We start from the raw sequence: 18,882 nt of genomic DNA on the forward strand, positions 1-18,882 counted from the left end.
GCCATGCGTAGCTGCGTTTTGGCACGCGGTGATCTGCTCAGCTACCCGTGGGGGGGCTCGATTCCAAAGATGTAGCGTTCTTGACGTTTGTGCGCCATGGCACTTTGTCAGCTGTCTGCACTTGATAGACTGAAAACCTTCATTAGGCTATCCAATGTGGAGCAACATGTTATGGCCGCGAATAGAGCCTGCATTGGACTTGCTGTCTCTCTTCTTTTCCTTGCCGTCTTTAGTGCTTCTGGCGATGAAGTGCATGAGGCGGCGGAGCTCCCGCAGGGGGTAAAAGCGTGTGCGGACTGGATGGCCAAGCGCACTTCCGCAGATGGGGCAAAGGTCCGTCTGATTGGCGATAGCACCTTGTGTGCCGACATGCCCACGCTTTCAGACGATGCGGTAAATGACTTCGTCGAGAAAATCAGTCTTCTGCAGGAAGACGCTCACCCTGACGTAGTCATCAGATCGGCAGGAGGAAGGGTTGATCTTGGCATGACAATGGGCGAAGCGATTCAGCGCCGGCGTGCATCGGTGTACGCTTTCGGATTCTGTGGATCTTCCTGCGCCAATTACGTGTTTCTGCCTGCGTCAAGAAGGGTGATTCTCAAAGACACTCTCTTGGTGTTTCACGGAGGGCTCTATCGGTCGATACTGGATAGCCGCGACTTGACTGAAGAAGGCAAGGAACGAACTGTCGCGTCACTCTCGCGACAGGGCCAGCTTTTGCGTAGGGCGGGTGTGGATCCTGAGTTTTTTGAATGGATCGAGCAACTCAACCAAGACCGCGAGGGGACATCAGCGAGATGCCCCGGAACGCAATCTGTCCGGAGCATAGTGTTCTCCAGCAGAGAGCTGGCAGCTCACGGTGCTACCGTTGACCACGACTACGGTCCTCAAACACGTACTGAGTTGGATGTACTGACGAAAAAGTATGGGATCGATGGAGAGACCTGCTATTGGCAGTGAAGCGTTCTTCCTGTCAGGCGACTCGTTTCAGGCGACCTCGTTGGTAATCTTTTGCATCCTTGCATGTTCATCGGTTTTTGATGTCACTTTGGGTGAAGTCCACCTGATCTTTCTCAAGCTCGGAGATGCTGCCGCATACGGGCACTCGAGCGGCCAATTGATCTGACACCTGGCTGATGTCACGGTGCTGATCACACGATGGGGACGCTCCGGACACTCTTTTCGTGCCTCCACCCTGGACAGCCATCTCGCGGATAGCTGCGTGGGTGGGGTTGAGGGGTGTGTTAGATCGGCAAAACAGGCCCTGGGTGGCTCCTCCCGGCCGCCGGCACCGGAACTTTAGTCTCACCCCGCGGCGGCATTCAGCGACGGTTTTACTCGCGGTGCCATTCTCAGGGTCGTCGATTGCTTCCACGACGAACCGTCCCAGATTTGCAAACTCCTGGGCCCGGGTGCGGTCGTAGAATCGAGTGACCGAGGCAGGTGCATCGCCACCGACCTCGCTGCAATCAGGCGCCTCTCTCGACTTCAGTAACCTGCACCAGGAAACAAGAATGAACGTCCGCGAACTCCTGCAATCCAAGAAAGAAACGATCGTGACCATCGATGTGGAAGACACCATCGGTGCAGCGGCCCACAAGATGAGCGCGCACAAGATCGCTGCCCTTGTGGTGATGAAAGACGATATGCCGGTCAGGATCATTTCCGAGAAGGACATCGTGCGCACGCTGGCTGACGACGGCCCGCAGGCCGGGCGCCGGGTGATTTCCACGCTGCCGTCGGCAGGATTGGAAGGGATCGGGCCGGACGCGACGCTCAAGCAGGCGATGGCGCTGATGACCTACTCGCGTCACCGTCATCTGATGGTGACCGAAGACGCCAAGCTGGTCGGCATCCTGAGCCTGGGCGATATCGTCAAGAATCTGCTCAGCGAACTGGAGCTGGAAAAAGCGGTGCTGCAGGACATCTACATGGCGGCGCACTGACACTGCCCGTGTCCTGCTGACGGGTAACGCCGGCCGCCGGCCGGCAACCCCACGCTGGAGAATCAACGCCGGCCTTCAAGGCCGGTCAGCTGCTGAAGGTCGGACAGCAGCAGCCGATAGGCTGCCTGCTGTGGCTCACCTGCCGGCTGCCGCAACACCCATGACGGATGCACCGTCGCGAATGCGCGGGTGCCGTCCTCCAGGGAGTGCCAGCGACCGTGGTTGGCCATCAGGTTGAACCCGGCGCCGAACACCGCGGTGGCTGCACTCGCCCCCAGGCAGACGATCACCTGCGGTCGCACGTTCTCGATCTCGCCCATCAGCCACGGCCGGCAGGCGTTGATGTGGGTGATCTGCGGCTTGCTGTGGATGCGCCGCTTGCCACGCCGTTCAAAGCGGAAGTGTTTGACCGCATTGGTCATGTAGAGCGTGCGGCGATCAATGCCGAGGTCGCGCAGGGCGCGATCCAGCAGTTGTCCGGCGGGGCCAACGAACGGGTGTCCGCTGAGGTCTTCGCTGTCGCCGGGTTGCTCGCCGACCAGCATGATCCGTGCGTCCTGCGGGCCTTCGCCGAACACGGTCTGCGTGGCCGGCTCCCACAGCGGGCAGCGGCGGCACGCAGCGGCGGCATCGCGCAGGGCATCCAGGGTGGCAGGTGGGGTATCCGTCACTGGCGCGGTTGAGGCGATGGCCTCGGGGATACGCCGTCGCGGGGCCTGTGCTTCACGGTCGTGCATCTCCTGCACCCGGTCACCGGCATCACGGACCAGTTGCGGCAGCAAGGATGCTTCGGGCAGGTGTTTCCAGTATTTGGCCGGCATTTCCTGCTGCATCATCCGCGTGTTGAGCCGCGCCGGGTTGAAGATGTTGGCGTAGTAGGTGCGCCACAGTTCTTCGCGCGCGTCTTCCACCGGCGCGTCGCTCTGGCGGCCGCCCGGACCGAACGACAGGTGTTGCCCGTCCCAGTGCACGCTGCGGTACGGTGTAAGAATCGCCCAGCGCATGCCGGCGAAGCGACGCGCGAAAAACGGTGCCACGCGGTCGACGATCTGGTGGTCCGGTTCGAACCAGGCAATGAAGGCGTCCTGCTCGCCGGGTACCTCACGAAAGCGGACGAAGGCCTTCATCTTGTGGGAGTCGCGACGTACCGCCTGGCTCAGGGCCATGGCGCGCAGCACGTCAGGATCGGCGGGATTGGAGAGCAGACTGCGCTCGCCATGGGTGATACGCCAGAGCATGCGGTAGAGCAGCGACATCCGTTGCGGATCGCGATGGCACAGGCAGATGGCGGCCAGCTCGACAAACGCTTTGGAGACATACATCTGCGGCTCGGCCAGTGGCGCTTGGCCATCGTCCAGTGAGGTCAGTGGCGGGGCATCAAGCAATGAAGCCCCCTGATCCTGCAGCCAGTCCAGCTGATCCGGTCGCACCGCATGGCGCAAGGCCAGGCGCGCGGCCGCGCGCCATGCATCCAACGACCACGCCGGGTCGACACGCACACTCCAGCGTGACATGTCAGTGGGCAGCAGCGTCGGGGAACAATGCGCCCTGTCGCGGCGGTGGCGCCAGCCGCGCCCGCAGCGCCGCCGGGTCATCCAGTGCGCGCCGCGGATGATGGTCGGCCAACTGCACGAACGGCAGCAGCTTGCTCATCGGTGCACGCAGGCGGGCCACATCGGCCACGCGCAGGCGTCCATGTCGCCGCGCCATCAGCACCCGCTTGACGTTGCGCACGCCAAGGCCAGGTACGCGCAGCAGCAGCTCCTTGGGCGCGATATTGAGATCGACCGGGAAGCGCTCGGGGTGGCGGATCGCCCAGGCCATCTTCGGGTCGATGTCCAGGTCCAGCATGCCGCCCTGGGTGGTATCGGTGATTTCCTCCACACCGTACCCGTAGAAGCGCAGCAGCCAGTCGGCCTGGTAGAGGCGATGCTCCCGTGCCAGCGGCGGAGCCTGCAGGGGCAGCGCCTTGCTGGCGTCGGGAATGGGGCTGAAGGCGGAGTAGTAGACGCGGCGCATCCGGTAGTTGCCGTACAGATTGTCGGCCGCGCTGAGGATCTGATTGTCGCTGGCACCGTCTGCCCCCACGATCATCTGGGTGCTCTGCCCGGCAGGCGCGAAGCGGGGGGCACGCGCACGCCGCCCGCGCGGGGCCGGTGACGGTGCAGCGACCGCATTGCCGCCTGGAGGATCGGACTTGCGCGCCTCCTTGGCTTCCTCGATCTGCCAGCGCAGCTCACCCATGGCGCCCCGGATCGACGGCAGGGATTTCTCCGGCGCGAAACTGGCCAGCCCGGCTTCGGTGGGCAGCTCGATGTTGATCGACAAGCGATCGGCATGGCGACCAGCGGCCGCCAGCAACTCCGGCGATGCTTCGGGGATGGTCTTGAGGTGGATGTACCCGGCGAACCGGTGTTCCTCGCGCAGTACCCGCGCCACTTCCACCATGCGTTCCATGGTGTAGTCGGCGTTGCGGATGATGCCGCTGGAGAGGAACAGGCCTTCGATGTAATTGCGTTTATAGAAATCCATCGTCAGCGCGACCACTTCGTCCACGCTGAAGCGCGCCCGCTGCACGTTGCTCGACACGCGATTGACGCAGTAAGCGCAGTCGTAGATGCAGAAGTTGGTCAGCAGGATTTTCAACAGCGACACACACCGGCCGTCGGGCGTGTAGCTGTGGCAGATGCCCATGCCCTCGGTGCTGCCAATGCCGCCGGACGTGCGCGAATCGCGCTTGCCCGCGCCGCTGGAGGCGCAGGACGCATCGTATTTCGCGGCATCGGCAAGGATGGCCAGTTTGCGGATCGTCTCCATGGAAGGACCGTACCGGGGTGCGGTCTCATCCAGTGAGACGGATCTGCCCATGCCTGAAGAATTCAGATTCCAGCTCAGCCGTCGAAGGTCACCTTCACCGATTCGGCGCTGTACGTCGCGGGGCCATGGAACACCACCTCGATGTTGTTGCCATCCGGATCCAGCGCGAAGGCCGCGTAGTACCCCGGATGGTAAGGGCGTTGGCCCGGCGCACCATTGTCCTTGCCGCCGTTGGCCAATGCAGCCTGGTGGAAGGCGTCCACGGTCGCGCGGTCGCGGGCCTGGAAGGCGAGATGATGGCGGCCGGTGAGTTGGCCCAGCGCGGCTTCACTGTCCGCCGTGGAAATGAACAGCTCATCGGCCCAGAAATAGGTGTCGCCTTCACCGGCAATCGGGATGCCGATCGTGTCGAGCACGGCCGGGTAGAACCGGCGGCTGGCGGCAAGATCCTTGACCACCAGCTGCAGGTGGTCGATCAGGCGGCCGCGGTGAAGTTCCATCGTTTCCATACCGGCTCCGTTGGGTGGGTGGGACGGGGCGCAGATATACCACTGGAGGGTGCCTGCAGCTTTGTCGCTGCGTCGACCTTGCTGACCACGCGTGGAGACCTGTCGGCCACGGCCCTTCCGCCGGCCCGCCCGCTGACCTACGCTGCGCGCTGGCGTCATGAACGCGCAGGCGGAGGAGGCAACGATGCTGTGGATGGTGATGATAGCCCAGGCGGTCGCAGGCGACGCCGGTTATGCACAGGTACGCGCACTGGCGCAGCGTGATGAAGCCAGCCTGGCGCCGGCGGCGTACACGCAGATGCTGGACAGCATGAGCCGGGTGGGCGGTGAGAGTTTCGCGCGGTGCATGCCGACCCCCGCGCCGGAGACGCTGGCGCCGTTCACGGTGGTGCTGCAACTGGATGCACAGGGCAAGGTGCTGCGGACCTGGCGCGAAGGCGACGAAACGGTCGCACGCTGTGTCGATGCAGGGTTCGCTGGGAAAACGCTGTTCGTGCCACCGAAGGCGCCGTTCCATGCGGCCTTCGAGTTCCAGGTCCAGCCATGACGCCCACGACGCGCCGGTAGCGGCCGGCGCGTCGTGCAGAGGCAGGGGTCAGGCGATCGGGGTGTTGGAGATGATCTCCACCCAGTAGCCATCCGGGTCCTTGATGAAGGCCAGGTGCTTCATGCGGCCGTCTTCCAGGCGCTTCTGGTAGGGAACGTGCAGCTGATCGAAGCGCTTGCAGGCGGCCTGGATGTCCGGCACGGACACGCAGATGTGGCCGAAGCCACGCGGGTCGCTGTTGCCGTCGTGATACACCGCGCCGGCCTGGGTCTCGGTGCCGTGGTTGTGGGTCAGCTCCAGCACGCCGGGGATGCCGGCCATCCACACGCGGCGGGCCTCGTCACCCTCGGGAATCTGCGTGCCGGCCGGCAGCAGGGCCAGGAAGTACAGGCTGAAGTCGGCTTCCGGGAAATGGCGCAGATCGATCAGGCGGAAGCCGAGCACGCGGGTGTAGAAATCCAGCGAGGCGGCCGCATCCTTCACGCGCAGCATGGTGTGGTTGAACACGAAACCGGTGGTTTCGGCCGGCGGCTGGGCGGCGACACCGGGCTGGTTCTGGAAGGCGGCGAGGCTCATGGGGGCATCCTGGGGGCAGGGCCGCATCGGTGCGGCGGATGCGTCATTTTACCGGTCCCGGCCGGGCGGGGTGGCGGGTAGAATGGTGTGTCTCCCTGACCAGCGTTCATCATGTCTCAGCGTGAATGGGTGGCGTCCGCCATCCGCAAGATCGAAGCCGATTTCAACCGTTCGGCCGATACCCACCTGATCCCGATGGACCTGCCGGGGTTTGATGGCATCGACCTGTATTTCAAAGACGAATCCAGCCATCCCACCGGCAGCCTGAAGCATCGTCTGGCGCGTTCGCTGTTCCTGTACGCGCTGACCAACGGCTGGCTGCGTGAAGGCCGCCCGGTGATCGAAGCCTCCAGTGGCTCCACGGCGGTGTCCGAAGCCTATTTCGCCCGGTTGCTGGGCCTGCCCTTCATCGCGGTGATGCCGGCCTCCACCTCGCCCGAGAAAATCGCGGCGATCGAGTTCCACGGGGGCCGCTGCCATCTGGTGGAGCGCGCCTGCGACCTGAACGCCGATTCGGAAACGCTGGCCCGCGAAACCGGCGGCCATTTCATGGACCAGTTCACGTACGCCGAGCGCGCGACCGACTGGCGTGCCAACAACAATATCGCCGAATCAATCTTCAAGCAGATGGCCGAGGAGCCGCATCCGGTACCCGAGTGGATCGTGTGCAGCCCGGGCACCGGCGGCACGGCGGCCACGCTGGGCCGCTACGTGAGCTACCGCCGCCATGACACGCGCATCCTGTGCGCGGACCCGGAAATCTCCGTGTTCTATGATGGCTACTGCGCTGCGCTGGCAGGGCAGCCCTGGCGTGAGCTGACCTGCAGCGGCGGTTCGCGGGTGGAAGGCATCGGCCGGCCGCGGGTGGAATCGAGCTTCATTCCGACCAGCGTCGATGCGATGGTCAAAGTGCCCGATGCGCTGAGCCTGGCCGCGATGCGCCACGTCAGCCGCCAACTGGGGCGCCGTGTGGGCGGCTCCACCGGCACCAACTTCATCGGCGTGCTGCAGGCCGCGCAGCTGATGCGCGATGCGGGCCGCAGCGGCTCGATCGTGACCATCCTGTGTGACAGCGGTGACCGCTACGCACACAGCTACTACAACCCGGAGTGGTACCCTAAACAGGCCATCGACGTGGACGGCGCCGATGCGGTGCTTGCGGCCGCGGTGGCGGGCAAGGGGCTGCCGGTGCTGCCGTGCGTCTCGCTGGAAGCGCTGTACTGAGCGGGGCGCCCGGGCGGGCGTGAACCGGGCCCATCGGCGTACCCCGGGGGCTTGTGTGGGGTGGGGGGCAATGCCATATCGTGGGGCGATGCCGCTGCAGCGGCCCCGTTGTCTGGAGATGCCTGTGACCCCCACCAATCCTCTGCTCGATTTTTCCGGCCTGCCGCGTTTCGATGCGATCCAGCCCGAGCACATCGCCCCGGCAATCGATGCCCTGCTGGCCGACGCCGAAGCCGCGGTGAAAACCGCCGAAACGGTCTCCCCGGTCACCTGGGCGAGCTTCGCCGAGCCGCTGGATGACGCCACCGAGCGCCTGTGGCGCGCGTGGGGCCAGGTGGGCCACCTGCAGGCCGTGGTCAACACCCCGGCGCTGCGCGAGGCCTACAACGCCAACCTGCCCAAGGTGACGCGCTTCGGCAGCGCGCTGGGCCAGAACCTGGCGCTCTACCAGCAGTACCGTGCCCTGGCCGACGCGCCCGAAGCGGCGCAGTACGACGCGGCACGCCGCAAAGTGCTGGAGAACGCGCTGCGCGATTTCCGCTTGGGCGGTGCTGAACTCGATGACGCCGGCAAGGCGCGGTACAGCGCGATCCGCGAGGAGCTGTCCGCGCTGTCGGCGACGTTCTCGCAGAACGTGCTCGATGCGACCGATGCCTGGTCGCTGCACGTGCAGGACCCCGCCGAGCTCGCCGGCCTGCCGGACGATGTGATCGCCGCGGCCCGCGCTGCCGCGGAGAAGGAGGGCCTGGCCGGCTGGAAGCTGACCCTGCAGATGCCGTGCTACATCCCGGTGCAGACCTACGCCGAACATCGCCCGCTGCGCGAAGCGCTGTACCGCGCCAATGCGATCCGCGCGTCTGAATTCGGCGATGCCACGCTGGACAACAGCGGCAACATCGATCGCGTACTGGCGCTGCGCGCGGAGCTGGCCACGCTGCTGGGCTTTGCCAACTACGCCGAGTACTCGATCGCCACCAAGATGGCCGAGGATGCGCCGCAGGTACTGGGCTTCCTGCGTGATCTTGCCGCGCGTGCCAAGCCGTACGCGCAGCGCGACCGTGCCGAGCTGGAGGCCTTCGCGCGCGACGAGCTGGGCATGGCCGCGCTGGAGGCGTGGGACCTGGCGTTTGCCGCGGAGAAACTGAAACAGGCGCGTTACAGCTATTCCGAGCAGGACGTGAAGCAGTACTTCACCGAGCCGAAGGTGCTGGACGGCCTGTTCAGTGTGATCCGCAGCCTGTATGGCCTGGCGGTGCAGCCGGACAGCGCGCCGGTGTGGCATCCGGATGTGCGCTTCTTCCGCGTGGTCGATGCGCAGGGCGCGCTGGTCGGCCAGTTCTATCTGGATCTGTACGCGCGCGAAGGCAAGCGCGGTGGCGCGTGGATGGACGATTGCCGCAACCGCCGCGAGACCGCCGCCGGCGTGCAGACGCCGCTGGTGTACCTGGTCTGCAACTTCGGCAAGGGTGCACAAGGGCAGCCGGCCACCTTCAGCCACAGCGATGTCACCACGCTGTTCCATGAGATGGGGCACGGCCTGCATCAGTTGTTGACCCGCATCGGTGAGCTGGGCGTGGCCGGCATCAACGGCGTGGAGTGGGACGCGGTGGAACTGCCGAGCCAGTTCATGGAGAACTTCTGCTGGGAATGGGACCGCGTGCAGGCGATGACCGCACACGTGGCCACCGGCGAGCCGCTGCCGCGTGCGCTGTTCGATCGCATGCTGGCCGCACGCAATTTCCAGAGCGGCATGTTCACCGTGCGCCAGCTGGAATTCGCGCTGTTCGACATGCAGCTGCACAGCGAGTTCGATCCGACCCAGGACAGCGTGCAGGCGCTGTTGGAACGCGTCCGCGATGAAGTGGCCGTCAACCGGCCGCCGGCGTGGAATCGCTTCCCCAACCAGTTCAGCCACATTTTTGCCGGTGGCTATGCGGCCGGCTACTACAGCTACAAATGGGCCGAGGTGCTCAGCGCCGATGCCTACGCCGCGTTCGAGGAGGCCCCGGACAAAGTGACCGAGACCGGCCAGCGCTTCCGCGATGAAGTGCTCTCACGGGGCGGCAGCCGCAGTGCGGCCGAGAACTTCGCCGCCTTCCGTGGCCGCGCGCCGACAGTGGACGCGCTGCTGCGGCATAACGGGATGGTGTGACCCCGGTTACGGTAGTGCCGGCCGCTGGCCGGCTCTGCATCCTGTCGCCAGGGGCGGGGTGTCATGCAAGGTGAGGAGCCGGCCAGCGGCCGGCACTACCGGGCAGCGGGATCGGACGGCACATGGCTCATTCGGCGTAGATCATTTTCCGGCTCATGCCGCCGTCGACGATGTGGTCCTGGCCGGTGATGAAGCCGGCCAGGTCCGAGAGCAGGAAGACCGCCAGTGCGCCGATGTCCGGCGGCTGGCCAACGCGGCCGACCGGGTGCTGCGCATGATCGCGACGGGAGAGCGTTGGCGTGCGCCGCCGTGAGGGCGCCTGCCAGGCATCGGTGGTGATCCAGCCGGGGCTGATGCTGTTGACCCGCACGGCCGGCCCTTCGCTCAACGCCAATGCATGGGTGAAGGCGACCAGCCCGCCCTTGGCCGCGGCGTAGGCTTCACTGTCCGGTTCGGACTGCCAGGCACGCGTGGAGGCGATGTTGATGATCGCCCCGGCATGCTCGCGCAGGGCGGGCAGGGCATGCTTGCTGCACAGGAAGGCGCCATGCAGGCTGGAGAGGCGGCGTTGCCACTCGGCCAGCGGCATCTGGGCCAGGGGCGTGCCATGCGCACTGGCAATGCCGGCATTGTTGACCAGGCCATCCATGCGCCCGAAGCGCTTCAGCGTCGCCTTCATCAGCGCCTGCACGCTGCGTTCGCTGGCCACGTCCGCGCGTTGGAACGCCGCGCGCTCCGGCAATGCCCATTCCTTCAGGCAGGCCTTGCCGGCATCTGCATCCAGGTCGGCGATCATCACGCTGCCGCCCGCGCCGAGCACCGATTGCGCGATGCCGCGCCCCACGCCCTGCGCACCCCCGGTGATCACCACCACGCGGTCGCGCAGCGGCTGTGCCGGCCAGTCGAGGAGGGTCGGGGTCAGTGACACGGCGGCATCTCGTTGCGGCCCAGCAGGCGCGTCCAGCCTTCGATGCCGAGTTTGTCCAGCGTCTCGATGTTGCGCTCCACGATCACGTCCGGATCCGGGAAGGCCGCGACCGCGCGCTCGACGCTGTCTTCGCGCAGCAGGTGCAGAGTCGGGTAGGGCGCGCGGTTGGTGTAATTGCTCACGTCATCCGGGGCCACGCCGGCGAACTGGTACTGCGGATGGAAGCTGGCCACCTGCAGGATGCCCTGCAGATCCAGTGCCTCGATCGCTGCATCGGCGTTGTCGAGGAAGTCGTTGTACTCCAGGAAATCGGTCAGCACGTCCGGGTGCACGATCAGGGTGGTGTCGATCTGCTCGGCGGGCGTGTCGCGCAGCAGGATCAGCTCTTCGGCCAGTTCCTCGACCAGCGCCTCCGGCGTGGTCGCATCACTGAGCACGAACCGCACCTGGTCCTTCACGTACACCGCCTTGGCGAACGGGCACAGGTTCAGGCCGATCACGATCTGCTCCAGCCATTTCCGGGTCTCGGCAATGGGGTCGCGGGTGGCGGTGAGGAATGCATCGTTCATGGCGGGCGGGGTCGCTGGCGGGGCCGTTGATTGTACGGCGCGCCGGTGAAGTGGACGCCCGATCGGCTCCACTGTCCATTAACTGGACACCGGTCATGCTGGAAATTCCTTATCCGGCAATCACTTGCAGTAATCCATCCAGCGGCCAATAGGCAGTGGCCGGCTGCGGGTATCCAATGGCCGGGTACACGACGCAAGGAGTTCTCAGTGATGGCAACACACGCATTCCTGCCGACGGCCACGTGGTCCGGCAAGCTGTTCGATGGCCAGTGGGCCGCGGGTGCAGGCACCCAGCACGTGGTCGAGCCGGCGACCGGCGAGCGCCTGGGCGAGATCGCGATGGCCGACCCGGCACAGATCGCGCGCGCCGTCGCCACCGCCGCCAAGGCGCAGCGCGACTGGGCCAGCGCCCCGTATGACACCCGCGCGCAGGTGCTGCGCCGCGCGGCGCAGTTGGCCGAAGAACACAACGACGAGATCGTGCAGTGGCTGGTCCGCGAAAGCGGCTCCACCCAGCTCAAGGCCGGTTTCGAGGCCAAGGTGAACACCAAGGCGCTGCATGAGGCCGCGGCACTGCCCTCGCGCAGCATCGGCGAGGTGCTGCCGTCCGAACCGGGCCGTTTGAATCTGGCGCGCCGCCGCCCACTCGGCGTGGTCGGCGTGATCTCGCCGTTCAACTTCCCGCTGTACCTGGCCATGCGTGCCGTGGCCCCGGCCTTGGCGCTGGGCAACGCGGTGGTGCTCAAGCCCGATCCGCGCACCGCCGTGTGCGGTGGCTTCGTGATCGCGCGCCTGTTCGAACTGGCCGGGCTGCCGGCAGGCCTGCTGCACGTGCTGCCGGGCGATGGCGCCGCCGGTGCGGCGCTGACCAGTGACCCGAACATCGCGATGATCCAGTTCACCGGCTCCACCGGCGCGGGGCGCAAGGTCGGCGAAGCGGCCGGCAAGCACCTGAAGAAGGTATCGCTGGAACTGGGCGGCAAGAACTCGCTGATCGTGCTCGACGATGCCGACATGGACCTGGCCATCGCCAACACCGCGTGGGGCGTCTACCTGCACCAGGGCCAGATCTGCATGGCCACCGGCCGCGTGCTGGTCCAGCGCAGCATCCATGCGCGGTTCCTGGAAAAGCTGGTGGCCAAGGCCAAGTCGCTCAAGGTCGGCAATCCGGCCGATGGGGAGGTGGCGATCGGGCCGCTGATCAACGCCCAGCAGCGTGACCATGCCGCGCGCATCGTTGCCGAAGCGCAGGCGGCTGGTGCCACGCTCGCGACCGGCGGTGGGTACAAGGACCTGTTCTTCGAACCGACCGTGCTCAGCGATGTGGGCCGCGACAACCCGGCCTTCCACGAAGAGATCTTCGCACCGGTCGCGGTGGTCGTGCCCTTCGATACCGATGATGAGGCGGTGGAGCTGGCCAACGACAGCGAGTACGGCCTGTCGATGGCGATCGTGTCGAGTAATGTCGGCCGCGCACTGAAGCTGGGCGAACGGTTGCGCACCGGCCTGCTGCACATCAACGACCAGACCGTGAACGATGAGGTGATCAATCCGTTCGGTGGCGTCGGCGCCTCCGGCAATGGCACCAGCATCGGCGGCCCGTCCAACATCGACGAGTTCACCCAGTGGCAGTGGATGACCGTCAAGGGCGAAGCGCCCGCCTACCCGATCTGATCCAGGAGACCCTCATGACCGCAACAGCAGAACTGCGCGACATCACCGTGGCCGTGGTGCGCGAAAAAGAACAGCCTTTCACGATCGAGAAGGCGCGCATCCGTGGGCCGCAGGACGATGAAGTGCTGGTGCGCGTAGTCGCCACCGGCCTGTGCCATACCGACCTGATCGTGCGCGACCAGTACTATCCCGTGCCGCTGCCGGCGGTGCTCGGCCATGAAGGTGCGGGCATCGTTGAAGCACTCGGCCCGGGCGTGAAAGACCTCAAGGTCGGTGACCATGTCGTGCTGACCTACGGCGCCTGCGGCCACTGCAATCCCTGCAGCGGCGGCCACGGCGCGTACTGCAAGGACTTCTTCGGCCTGAACTTCGGTGGCGGTGCACGGGACGGTTCCACCGCGATCCAGGACCCGGACGGCAAGCCGCTGCACGATCACTTCTTCGCACAGTCTTCGTTCGCCACCTACGCCCTGAGCCGCGAGAACAACGCGATCAAGGTGCCCGACGATGCGCCGATCGAACTGCTCGGCCCGCTCGGCTGCGGCATCCAGACCGGCGCCGGTGCGGTGATCAACTCGCTCAAGGTGACCGCCGGCAGCAGCTTCGCCAGCTTCGGTGCCGGCGCGGTCGGCCTGAGCGCGGTGATGGCCGCGCGCGTGGCCGGTGCGACCACGATCATCGCCATCGATGTGGTGCCGTCGCGCCTGGAACTGGCGAAGGAACTCGGCGCCACCCATGTGATCAACAGCCGCGAGGCCGACGTCGTCGACGCCGTGCGCGAGATCACCGGCGGCGGGGCCAACTTCGCCCTGGAATCCACCGGGCGCCCGGACGTGCTGGCCCAGGGCATCGAGGCGCTTGGGGGGCTGGGCGTGATCGGCGTGGTCGGCGCGCCGAAGCTGGGCACCAAGGCCGAGTTCGACGTCAACAACCTGCTGCTGGGCGGGCGCAGCATCCGCGGCATCGTTGAAGGCGACAGCGTGCCGAAGGTGTTCATCCCGCAGCTGGTGCAGCTGTACCAGCAGGGCCGCTTCCCGTTCGACAAACTGGTGAAGTTCTACCCGCTGGACCAGATCAACCAGGCCGCCGAGGACAGCACCCGCGGCGTCACGCTCAAGCCGATCCTGACCATCGGCGGGTGAAACGCTCCGTCGCAGGCATGCGTGCCTGCGACGACGCAGCAGTCAGCTTTGCCGGAGTAGCCTGTCGGTCCGAGGTGGAGATCGACCGATGGCCGCGATGGTTCTGGAACAGCAGCAGGTATTGGCCGCCGCCCGTCAGCGCTTTGCCGAGGGCGGCGCGCTGATGGACAGCGTGGTCAGCCCGCCGGTACTGCGCTCCTGGGAGCGTTCGCGCCAGGCCGGCGTACAGCCGCGGCAGGCGCCGTACTACGCGCCCCTTGCCGCGGGCGCCACCCGCCTGGACGACCCGGCCGACCGCCGCCTCGCACGCTGTGTGCGCGAGGACATGGACCATCTCTGGGCCGCCTTCGGTGGCCGCCAATGGACCCTGTTCTGCGTCAACGCCGACGGCCTGGTCGTCGCCCAGCGCGAACATGGCCTGGCCGACGTGCCGGTGCTGCGCCCGATCCAGATCGGCCGCCGCCTGCGCGAGATCGACATCGGCACCACGGCACCGGCCTGCAGCCTGGCCGAAGACGCGCCCGCGCTTGTGCGCGGCAACGAACACTACCTGGATCGCTTCGCCACCGTGTTCTGCCTGAGCGTGCCCCTGCATGGGCTGGATGGTGAATTGCGGGGGGCCCTGGACATCACCGGCACCGGCGAGCGCGATGCCGAGCTGCTGCACGGCTACTTCCGCCAGGCCGCCCTCTCGGCCGAAAACCGGCTGATGCAGGACCACCGCCCCTGTCATCTGCTGGCCGTCCAGCACGACGCACGCTGGCTGCACTCACCGCTGCAGGGTCTGCTGGCCATCGAAGAAGACGGGCATGTCCGCGCCGCCAATCGCGTCGCCCGCCGCCTGTTCGGACTCCCGCGCCGCGGACCCTTGCCGGTCCTCACCCTCGACGGCCTCTTTGCCGGCGCCAGCGTCCATCAGCGCCGCCGCCTCCTGCAGACCGGCCCGGCCCACCGCGTCCGCCTGGACGAAGACACGGCCGTGCATGTCCAGTACCTGCGCGGACCACTCGCACCGCATGCCAGCCGCAAGCTCGCCGCACAGCCCGTCAACGCCTCGCTGCGTGCGCAGAACACACAGCACGTCCGCGACGCCGTGGCCGCCCACCAGGGCAACGTCAGCGCCGCCGCGCGCCAGCTCGGCATCTCACGCACCACCCTGTACAAGCTGATTCGCGCGTAGTGACCCGCGCCCGGCGGTACACACGCCGGAAGCCGCATCTTTTCGATCTGCGCAACGAGGTTGCCGGCCAGCGGCCGGCACTACCGATGGGATATCGCCTGGTCGCCGGAAGCGGCGGGCACGACCGCTTTGCCCGCCCATCCGCCGACGCAGCACACCAGCAATGAATCGCCAGCGCTCTTCGCTACAGCCCTTCGGCCAAGATCAATCGCGGAAATTATCGAACTGCAGCGGAACCTCGAAGGTCTCCTTCCGCAGCAGCGCCATCGCATCCTGCAGATCATCGCGCTTCTTGCCCGTCACCCGCAGCTTGTCGCCATTGATCTGGCTGTCCACCTTCAACTTGGCCTCCTTGATCTTCGCCGCGATCTTCTTGGCCACCTTCTGCTCGATGCCCTGCTTGACCGTGATCTTCTGCCGCGCACCGGCCAGATTCGTCTCGATATCCCCGAACTCCAGGCACGCCGCATCGATCTTCCGCGCGATCAAGCGCTGGCGCAGGATGTCCGTCATCTGCTGCAACTGGAAATCGCTCGGCGCGGACTGGTTGATCACGCCGTCCTCCAGCACGAACTTGGCGTCCACCCCCTTGAAATCGAAGCGCGTGGACAACTCGCGGTTGGCCTGATCGACCGCGTTGGTCAGCTCGTGGGTGTCGACTTCGGAAACAACGTCAAAAGAGGGCATCGGAAAACTCCAGCGGGTGAATACCCCATTCTACCAACCCACCATGGACGGCCCGGCCAACCCGGCGATAATGGGTCATGAACACGCAACGCTCCCCCACCCGCGCCGTCGCCTGGATGCTCATGGCCGTGGCCTGCTTCTCGCTGATGGATGCCGGCATGAAGCAGCTGTCGGCCAGCTATCCCACCCTGCAGGTGACCTTCCTGCGCGGCGCGGCGTCGCTGCCGTTCGTGCTGGTCTGGGTGCTGGCCACGGCCGGCCCGCGCTCGCTGGTGCCCAGGCGCTGGGGCCTGCACCTGCTGCGCGGCGTGCTCGGCATGGCGATGATCGGCTGCTTCGTCTACGCGCTGCGCAGCCTGCCGCTGTCCACCGCCTACACCATCTACTTCGTCGCCCCGCTGCTGATCGCCGCGCTCTCGGTACCGCTGCTCGGCGAGCACGTCGGCCCGCGCCGCTGGATCGCCATCGGCATCGGCCTGATCGGCGTGCTGGTGGTGCTGCGCCCCGGCGTTGGCGGGATCATCTCCTTCCCCGGCCTGATGGTGCTGCTCGCGGCCACCGCCTATGCGCTGGCCGCGATCACGGTCAGCATGCTGACCCGGACCGATACCCCGCAGTCGATGGTGGTGTGGTTCCTGGTGATCATGGCCGTCGGCGCCGGCCTGCTCGCGATCCCGGACTGGCAGCCGCTGCAGTTGGGCCACGCGGTCCTGATCGCGGGCATGGGCCTGGCCGGGGCAGGGGGGCAGGTCGCCCTGACCCGGGCCTTCCAGCTGGGCGAAGCGTCGATGATCGCGCCGCTGGAATACACCGGGCTGGTCTGGGTGATCGGCTGGGACCTGTTGTTCTGGGGCGTGCTGCCCGACCAGGTGACCTGGCTGGGCGCAGCCATCATCGTGGCCTCGGGCCTGTACCTGCTTCACCGCGAGCGGGTCCGCCGGGTCGAGCCGCCCAAGCCGCTGGATCATCCCTGAGCCCGGCAGGCGCCCGCCAGGCCGACCGGATCACGTTCCCTTAGAACCAAACGGAATATCATTCCGCGCAACCGCACGGGCCAGGGCCGCCCCGCGCTGGTAGGCTGCACGCCCCCTCCCGTCGATGCCCCGGTTGACCGCGAAGTGATCGAGTTCCAGCGCCTGCACAAATCCTATGCCGTCGGCGGCCGCGCGATTGCCGCGCTGCAGCCGCTGGACCTGATCATCGAGGCCGGCGAAGTGTTCGGCATCATCGGCCATTCCGGCGCGGGCAAATCGACCCTGATCCGCCTGATCAACCGGCTGGAGGAACCCACCGGTGGCCGCCTGCTGATCAATGGCGAAGACGTCACCGCGCTCGACGCCGAGGGGTTGCGCGTGCTGCGCCGGAAGATCGGCATGATCTTCCAGCACTTCAACCTGCTGTCCTCGCGCACCGTGGCGGCCAATGTCGCCTTCCCGCTGGAGCTGGCCGGCACGCCGCGCGCGGAGATCGACGCACGCGTGGACGAACTGCTGCACACGGTCGGCCTGGAAGCGCACGCCAACAAGTACCCGGCGCAGCTTTCCGGCGGCCAGAAGCAGCGCGTCGGCATCGCCCGCGCGCTGGCCACCCGCCCGCAGATCCTGCTGTGCGATGAGGCCACCAGCGCGCTGGACCCGCAGACCACCGCCTCGGTGCTCAAGCTGCTGGGCAGGATCAACCGCGAGCTGGGCCTGACCATCGTGCTGATCACCCACGAGATGGACGTGATCCGCCGTGTCTGCGACCGCGTCGCCGTACTCGATGCCGGCCACCTGGTCGAAACCGGCCCGGTCACCGAGGTGTTCCTGCACCCGCAGCACCCGACCACCCGCCGCTTCGTCAGCGAGTCCGAACAGGTCGACGAGGGCGAGCTGCACAAGGATTTCGAGGCGGTGGCCGGTCGCATCGTGCGCCTGACCTTCCTCGGCGCCGATACCTATGAACCGCTGCTGGGGCGCATCGCGCGCGAGACCGGCGTGGACTACAACATCCTGTCCGGCCGTATCGACCGGATCAAGGACACCCCGTATGGGCAGCTGACCGTGTCGCTGGTCGGGGGCGACGTACAGGCCGCCCAGGCGGGCTTCGTTGCCGCCGGTGTCCATCTTGAGGAGCTGCGCCGATGATCCTGGCCACCGCAGGCGGGTTCTTCCGCCACCTCGACGCCGGCAAATGGGCCGATATCGGCCAGGCCACGCTGGATACCCTGCTGATGCTCGGCGGCTCGCTGCCGCTGACGCTGCTGATCGGCCTGCCGCTGGGCGTGCTGCTGTTCCTGACCGGCTCGCCGCAGCTGCACCGCAAGCCGGTGCTGTACGGTTCGCTCGCGCTGCTGGTGAACCTGCTGCGCTCGGTGCCCTTCATCATCCTGATGATCGTGCTGATCCCGCTCACGCTGTGGATGATGGGCACCTCGCTGGGCGTCCGTGGCGCGATCGTGCCGCTGGTGATCGGCGCAGCGCCGTTCTATGCACGTCTGGTCGAGACCGCGCTGCGTGAAGTGGACCGCGGCGTGATCGAGGCGACCCAGGCGATGGGCGCCACCACCTGGCAGCTGGTCACCCGGGTGCTGCTGCCCGAAGCGCGGCCGGGCCTGATCGCCGGTGCCACCGTCACGGTGATTGCGCTGATCGGCTTCACCGCGATGGGCGGTGCGATCGGCTCGGGCGGCCTGGGCGACCTGGCGTTCCGCGATGGCTACCAGCGCTCGCACACCGACGTGGCCCTGGTCACCGTGGTGCTGCTGCTGGTGCTGGTGCAGATTCTGCAGATGATCGGCGACCGGCTGGTCTCGCACTACAGCCGGAAGTAACCGGTAGGTACCGACCGTTGGTCGGTACGCCATGCCCAGCGGCGACCGGGCATGGCCTCAGGTCGTGCCGCCCAAGGGAGTGCCGGGGCGGCAGCACGCGCTGATTCGATTGATCAGGT

General features: G+C 66.5%; 18 protein-coding genes. 11 read left to right on the forward strand and 7 right to left on the reverse strand.

Features of this window, described 5'->3' with window-relative positions; translation table 11 throughout:
- Nucleotides 1–96: 96 nt before the first annotated feature.
- A complete protein-coding gene (locus HMPREF3113_RS18595; RefSeq protein ID WP_139146335.1) occupies nt 97–960 on the forward strand; it encodes a Clp protease/crotonase-like domain-containing protein in 864 nt (287 codons plus the stop codon).
- Between the two features lie 554 nt (nt 961–1,514).
- Entirely contained in the window at nt 1,515–1,946 is a 432-nt protein-coding gene (locus HMPREF3113_RS09720) for a CBS domain-containing protein (protein ID WP_070471894.1), read from the forward strand.
- 62 nt (nt 1,947–2,008) lie between these two features.
- Here HMPREF3113_RS09720 and HMPREF3113_RS09725 read toward each other — a convergent pair whose 3' ends face one another.
- The 3 genes from HMPREF3113_RS09725 to HMPREF3113_RS09735 all read right to left on the reverse strand — a co-directional run bounded on the left by HMPREF3113_RS09725 (nt 2,009) and on the right by HMPREF3113_RS09735 (nt 5,272).
- Nucleotides 2,009–3,460, reverse strand: coding sequence for a UdgX family uracil-DNA binding protein (locus HMPREF3113_RS09725; protein ID WP_070471895.1), 1,452 nt, complete (start codon nt 3,458–3,460; stop codon nt 2,009–2,011).
- A gap of 1 nt (nt 3,461) precedes the next feature.
- Nucleotides 3,462–4,763: a putative DNA modification/repair radical SAM protein gene (locus tag HMPREF3113_RS09730; RefSeq protein WP_070471896.1), complete on the reverse strand. Its 1,302-nt coding sequence runs from the start codon at nt 4,761–4,763 to the stop codon at nt 3,462–3,464.
- A gap of 74 nt (nt 4,764–4,837) precedes the next feature.
- The gene (locus HMPREF3113_RS09735) at nt 4,838–5,272 is read right to left on the reverse strand and encodes a VOC family protein (RefSeq protein WP_070471897.1); all 435 of its coding nucleotides are present in this window, start codon (nt 5,270–5,272) and stop codon (nt 4,838–4,840) included.
- Nucleotides 5,273–5,465: 193 nt separating this feature from the next.
- On the opposite strand from HMPREF3113_RS09735, the gene HMPREF3113_RS18355 reads away from it, so the two are divergent.
- A complete protein-coding gene (locus tag HMPREF3113_RS18355) occupies nt 5,466–5,819 on the forward strand; it encodes a hypothetical protein (protein WP_175440344.1) in 354 nt (117 codons plus the stop codon).
- Between the two features lie 48 nt (nt 5,820–5,867).
- On the opposite strand, the gene gloA is transcribed toward HMPREF3113_RS18355, so the two are convergent.
- The gene (gene gloA / locus HMPREF3113_RS09745) at nt 5,868–6,395 is read right to left on the reverse strand and encodes a lactoylglutathione lyase (protein WP_070471898.1); all 528 of its coding nucleotides are present in this window, start codon (nt 6,393–6,395) and stop codon (nt 5,868–5,870) included.
- Between the two features lie 111 nt (nt 6,396–6,506).
- Between gloA and HMPREF3113_RS09750 the strand changes: the two genes are divergently transcribed.
- Nucleotides 6,507–7,619, forward strand: a complete 1,113-nt coding sequence (locus HMPREF3113_RS09750) for a PLP-dependent cysteine synthase family protein (protein WP_070471899.1) — start codon at nt 6,507–6,509, stop codon at nt 7,617–7,619.
- A 118-nt stretch (nt 7,620–7,737) separates the two neighbouring features.
- A complete protein-coding gene (locus HMPREF3113_RS09755) occupies nt 7,738–9,771 on the forward strand; it encodes a M3 family metallopeptidase (protein ID WP_070471900.1) in 2,034 nt (677 codons plus the stop codon).
- A 127-nt stretch (nt 9,772–9,898) separates the two neighbouring features.
- Here the strand turns inward: HMPREF3113_RS09755 and HMPREF3113_RS09760 are convergent, their stop codons facing one another.
- Complete coding sequence (locus HMPREF3113_RS09760) at nt 9,899–10,699, reverse strand: SDR family oxidoreductase (protein ID WP_070471901.1); 801 nt, start codon at nt 10,697–10,699, stop codon at nt 9,899–9,901.
- On the reverse strand, nt 10,690–11,268 hold the full coding sequence (locus HMPREF3113_RS09765) for a DUF1415 domain-containing protein (RefSeq protein WP_026069847.1): 579 nt from the start codon (nt 11,266–11,268) through the stop codon (nt 10,690–10,692). The genes HMPREF3113_RS09760 and HMPREF3113_RS09765 overlap by 10 nt, the downstream gene beginning before the upstream one ends.
- Nucleotides 11,269–11,478: 210 nt before the next feature.
- Here HMPREF3113_RS09765 and HMPREF3113_RS09770 point away from each other — a divergent pair, with 210 nt between their 5' ends.
- The 3 genes from HMPREF3113_RS09770 to HMPREF3113_RS09780 all read left to right on the forward strand — a co-directional run bounded on the left by HMPREF3113_RS09770 (nt 11,479) and on the right by HMPREF3113_RS09780 (nt 15,264).
- Complete coding sequence (locus tag HMPREF3113_RS09770) at nt 11,479–12,942, forward strand: benzaldehyde dehydrogenase (RefSeq protein WP_175440345.1); 1,464 nt, start codon at nt 11,479–11,481, stop codon at nt 12,940–12,942.
- A 14-nt stretch (nt 12,943–12,956) separates the two neighbouring features.
- Complete coding sequence (locus tag HMPREF3113_RS09775) at nt 12,957–14,084, forward strand: NAD(P)-dependent alcohol dehydrogenase (RefSeq protein ID WP_070471903.1); 1,128 nt, start codon at nt 12,957–12,959, stop codon at nt 14,082–14,084.
- Nucleotides 14,085–14,172: 88 nt separating this feature from the next.
- Entirely contained in the window at nt 14,173–15,264 is a 1,092-nt protein-coding gene (locus tag HMPREF3113_RS09780; protein ID WP_070471904.1) for a helix-turn-helix domain-containing protein, read from the forward strand.
- Nucleotides 15,265–15,468: 204 nt separating this feature from the next.
- Here the strand turns inward: HMPREF3113_RS09780 and HMPREF3113_RS09785 are convergent, their stop codons facing one another.
- Complete coding sequence (locus HMPREF3113_RS09785) at nt 15,469–15,951, reverse strand: YajQ family cyclic di-GMP-binding protein (protein WP_046273152.1); 483 nt, start codon at nt 15,949–15,951, stop codon at nt 15,469–15,471.
- Between the two features lie 77 nt (nt 15,952–16,028).
- Between HMPREF3113_RS09785 and HMPREF3113_RS09790 the strand changes: the two genes are divergently transcribed.
- From HMPREF3113_RS09790 to HMPREF3113_RS09800, 3 genes are all read left to right on the forward strand, one after another.
- Nucleotides 16,029–16,925, forward strand: coding sequence for a DMT family transporter (locus HMPREF3113_RS09790; RefSeq protein WP_070471905.1), 897 nt, complete (start codon nt 16,029–16,031; stop codon nt 16,923–16,925).
- A gap of 144 nt (nt 16,926–17,069) precedes the next feature.
- Nucleotides 17,070–18,077 (forward strand): methionine ABC transporter ATP-binding protein, encoded by a 1,008-nt coding sequence (locus tag HMPREF3113_RS09795; protein WP_070471907.1) that lies wholly within the window; start codon nt 17,070–17,072, stop codon nt 18,075–18,077.
- Complete coding sequence (locus HMPREF3113_RS09800; protein WP_019183664.1) at nt 18,074–18,763, forward strand: methionine ABC transporter permease; 690 nt, start codon at nt 18,074–18,076, stop codon at nt 18,761–18,763. The genes HMPREF3113_RS09795 and HMPREF3113_RS09800 overlap by 4 nt, the downstream gene beginning before the upstream one ends.
- The last annotated feature ends 119 nt before the right edge of the window (nt 18,764–18,882 follow it).

This window comes from Stenotrophomonas sp. HMSC10F06 (assembly GCF_001807865.1).
Lineage (GTDB): Bacteria > Pseudomonadota > Gammaproteobacteria > Xanthomonadales > Xanthomonadaceae > Stenotrophomonas > Stenotrophomonas bentonitica_A.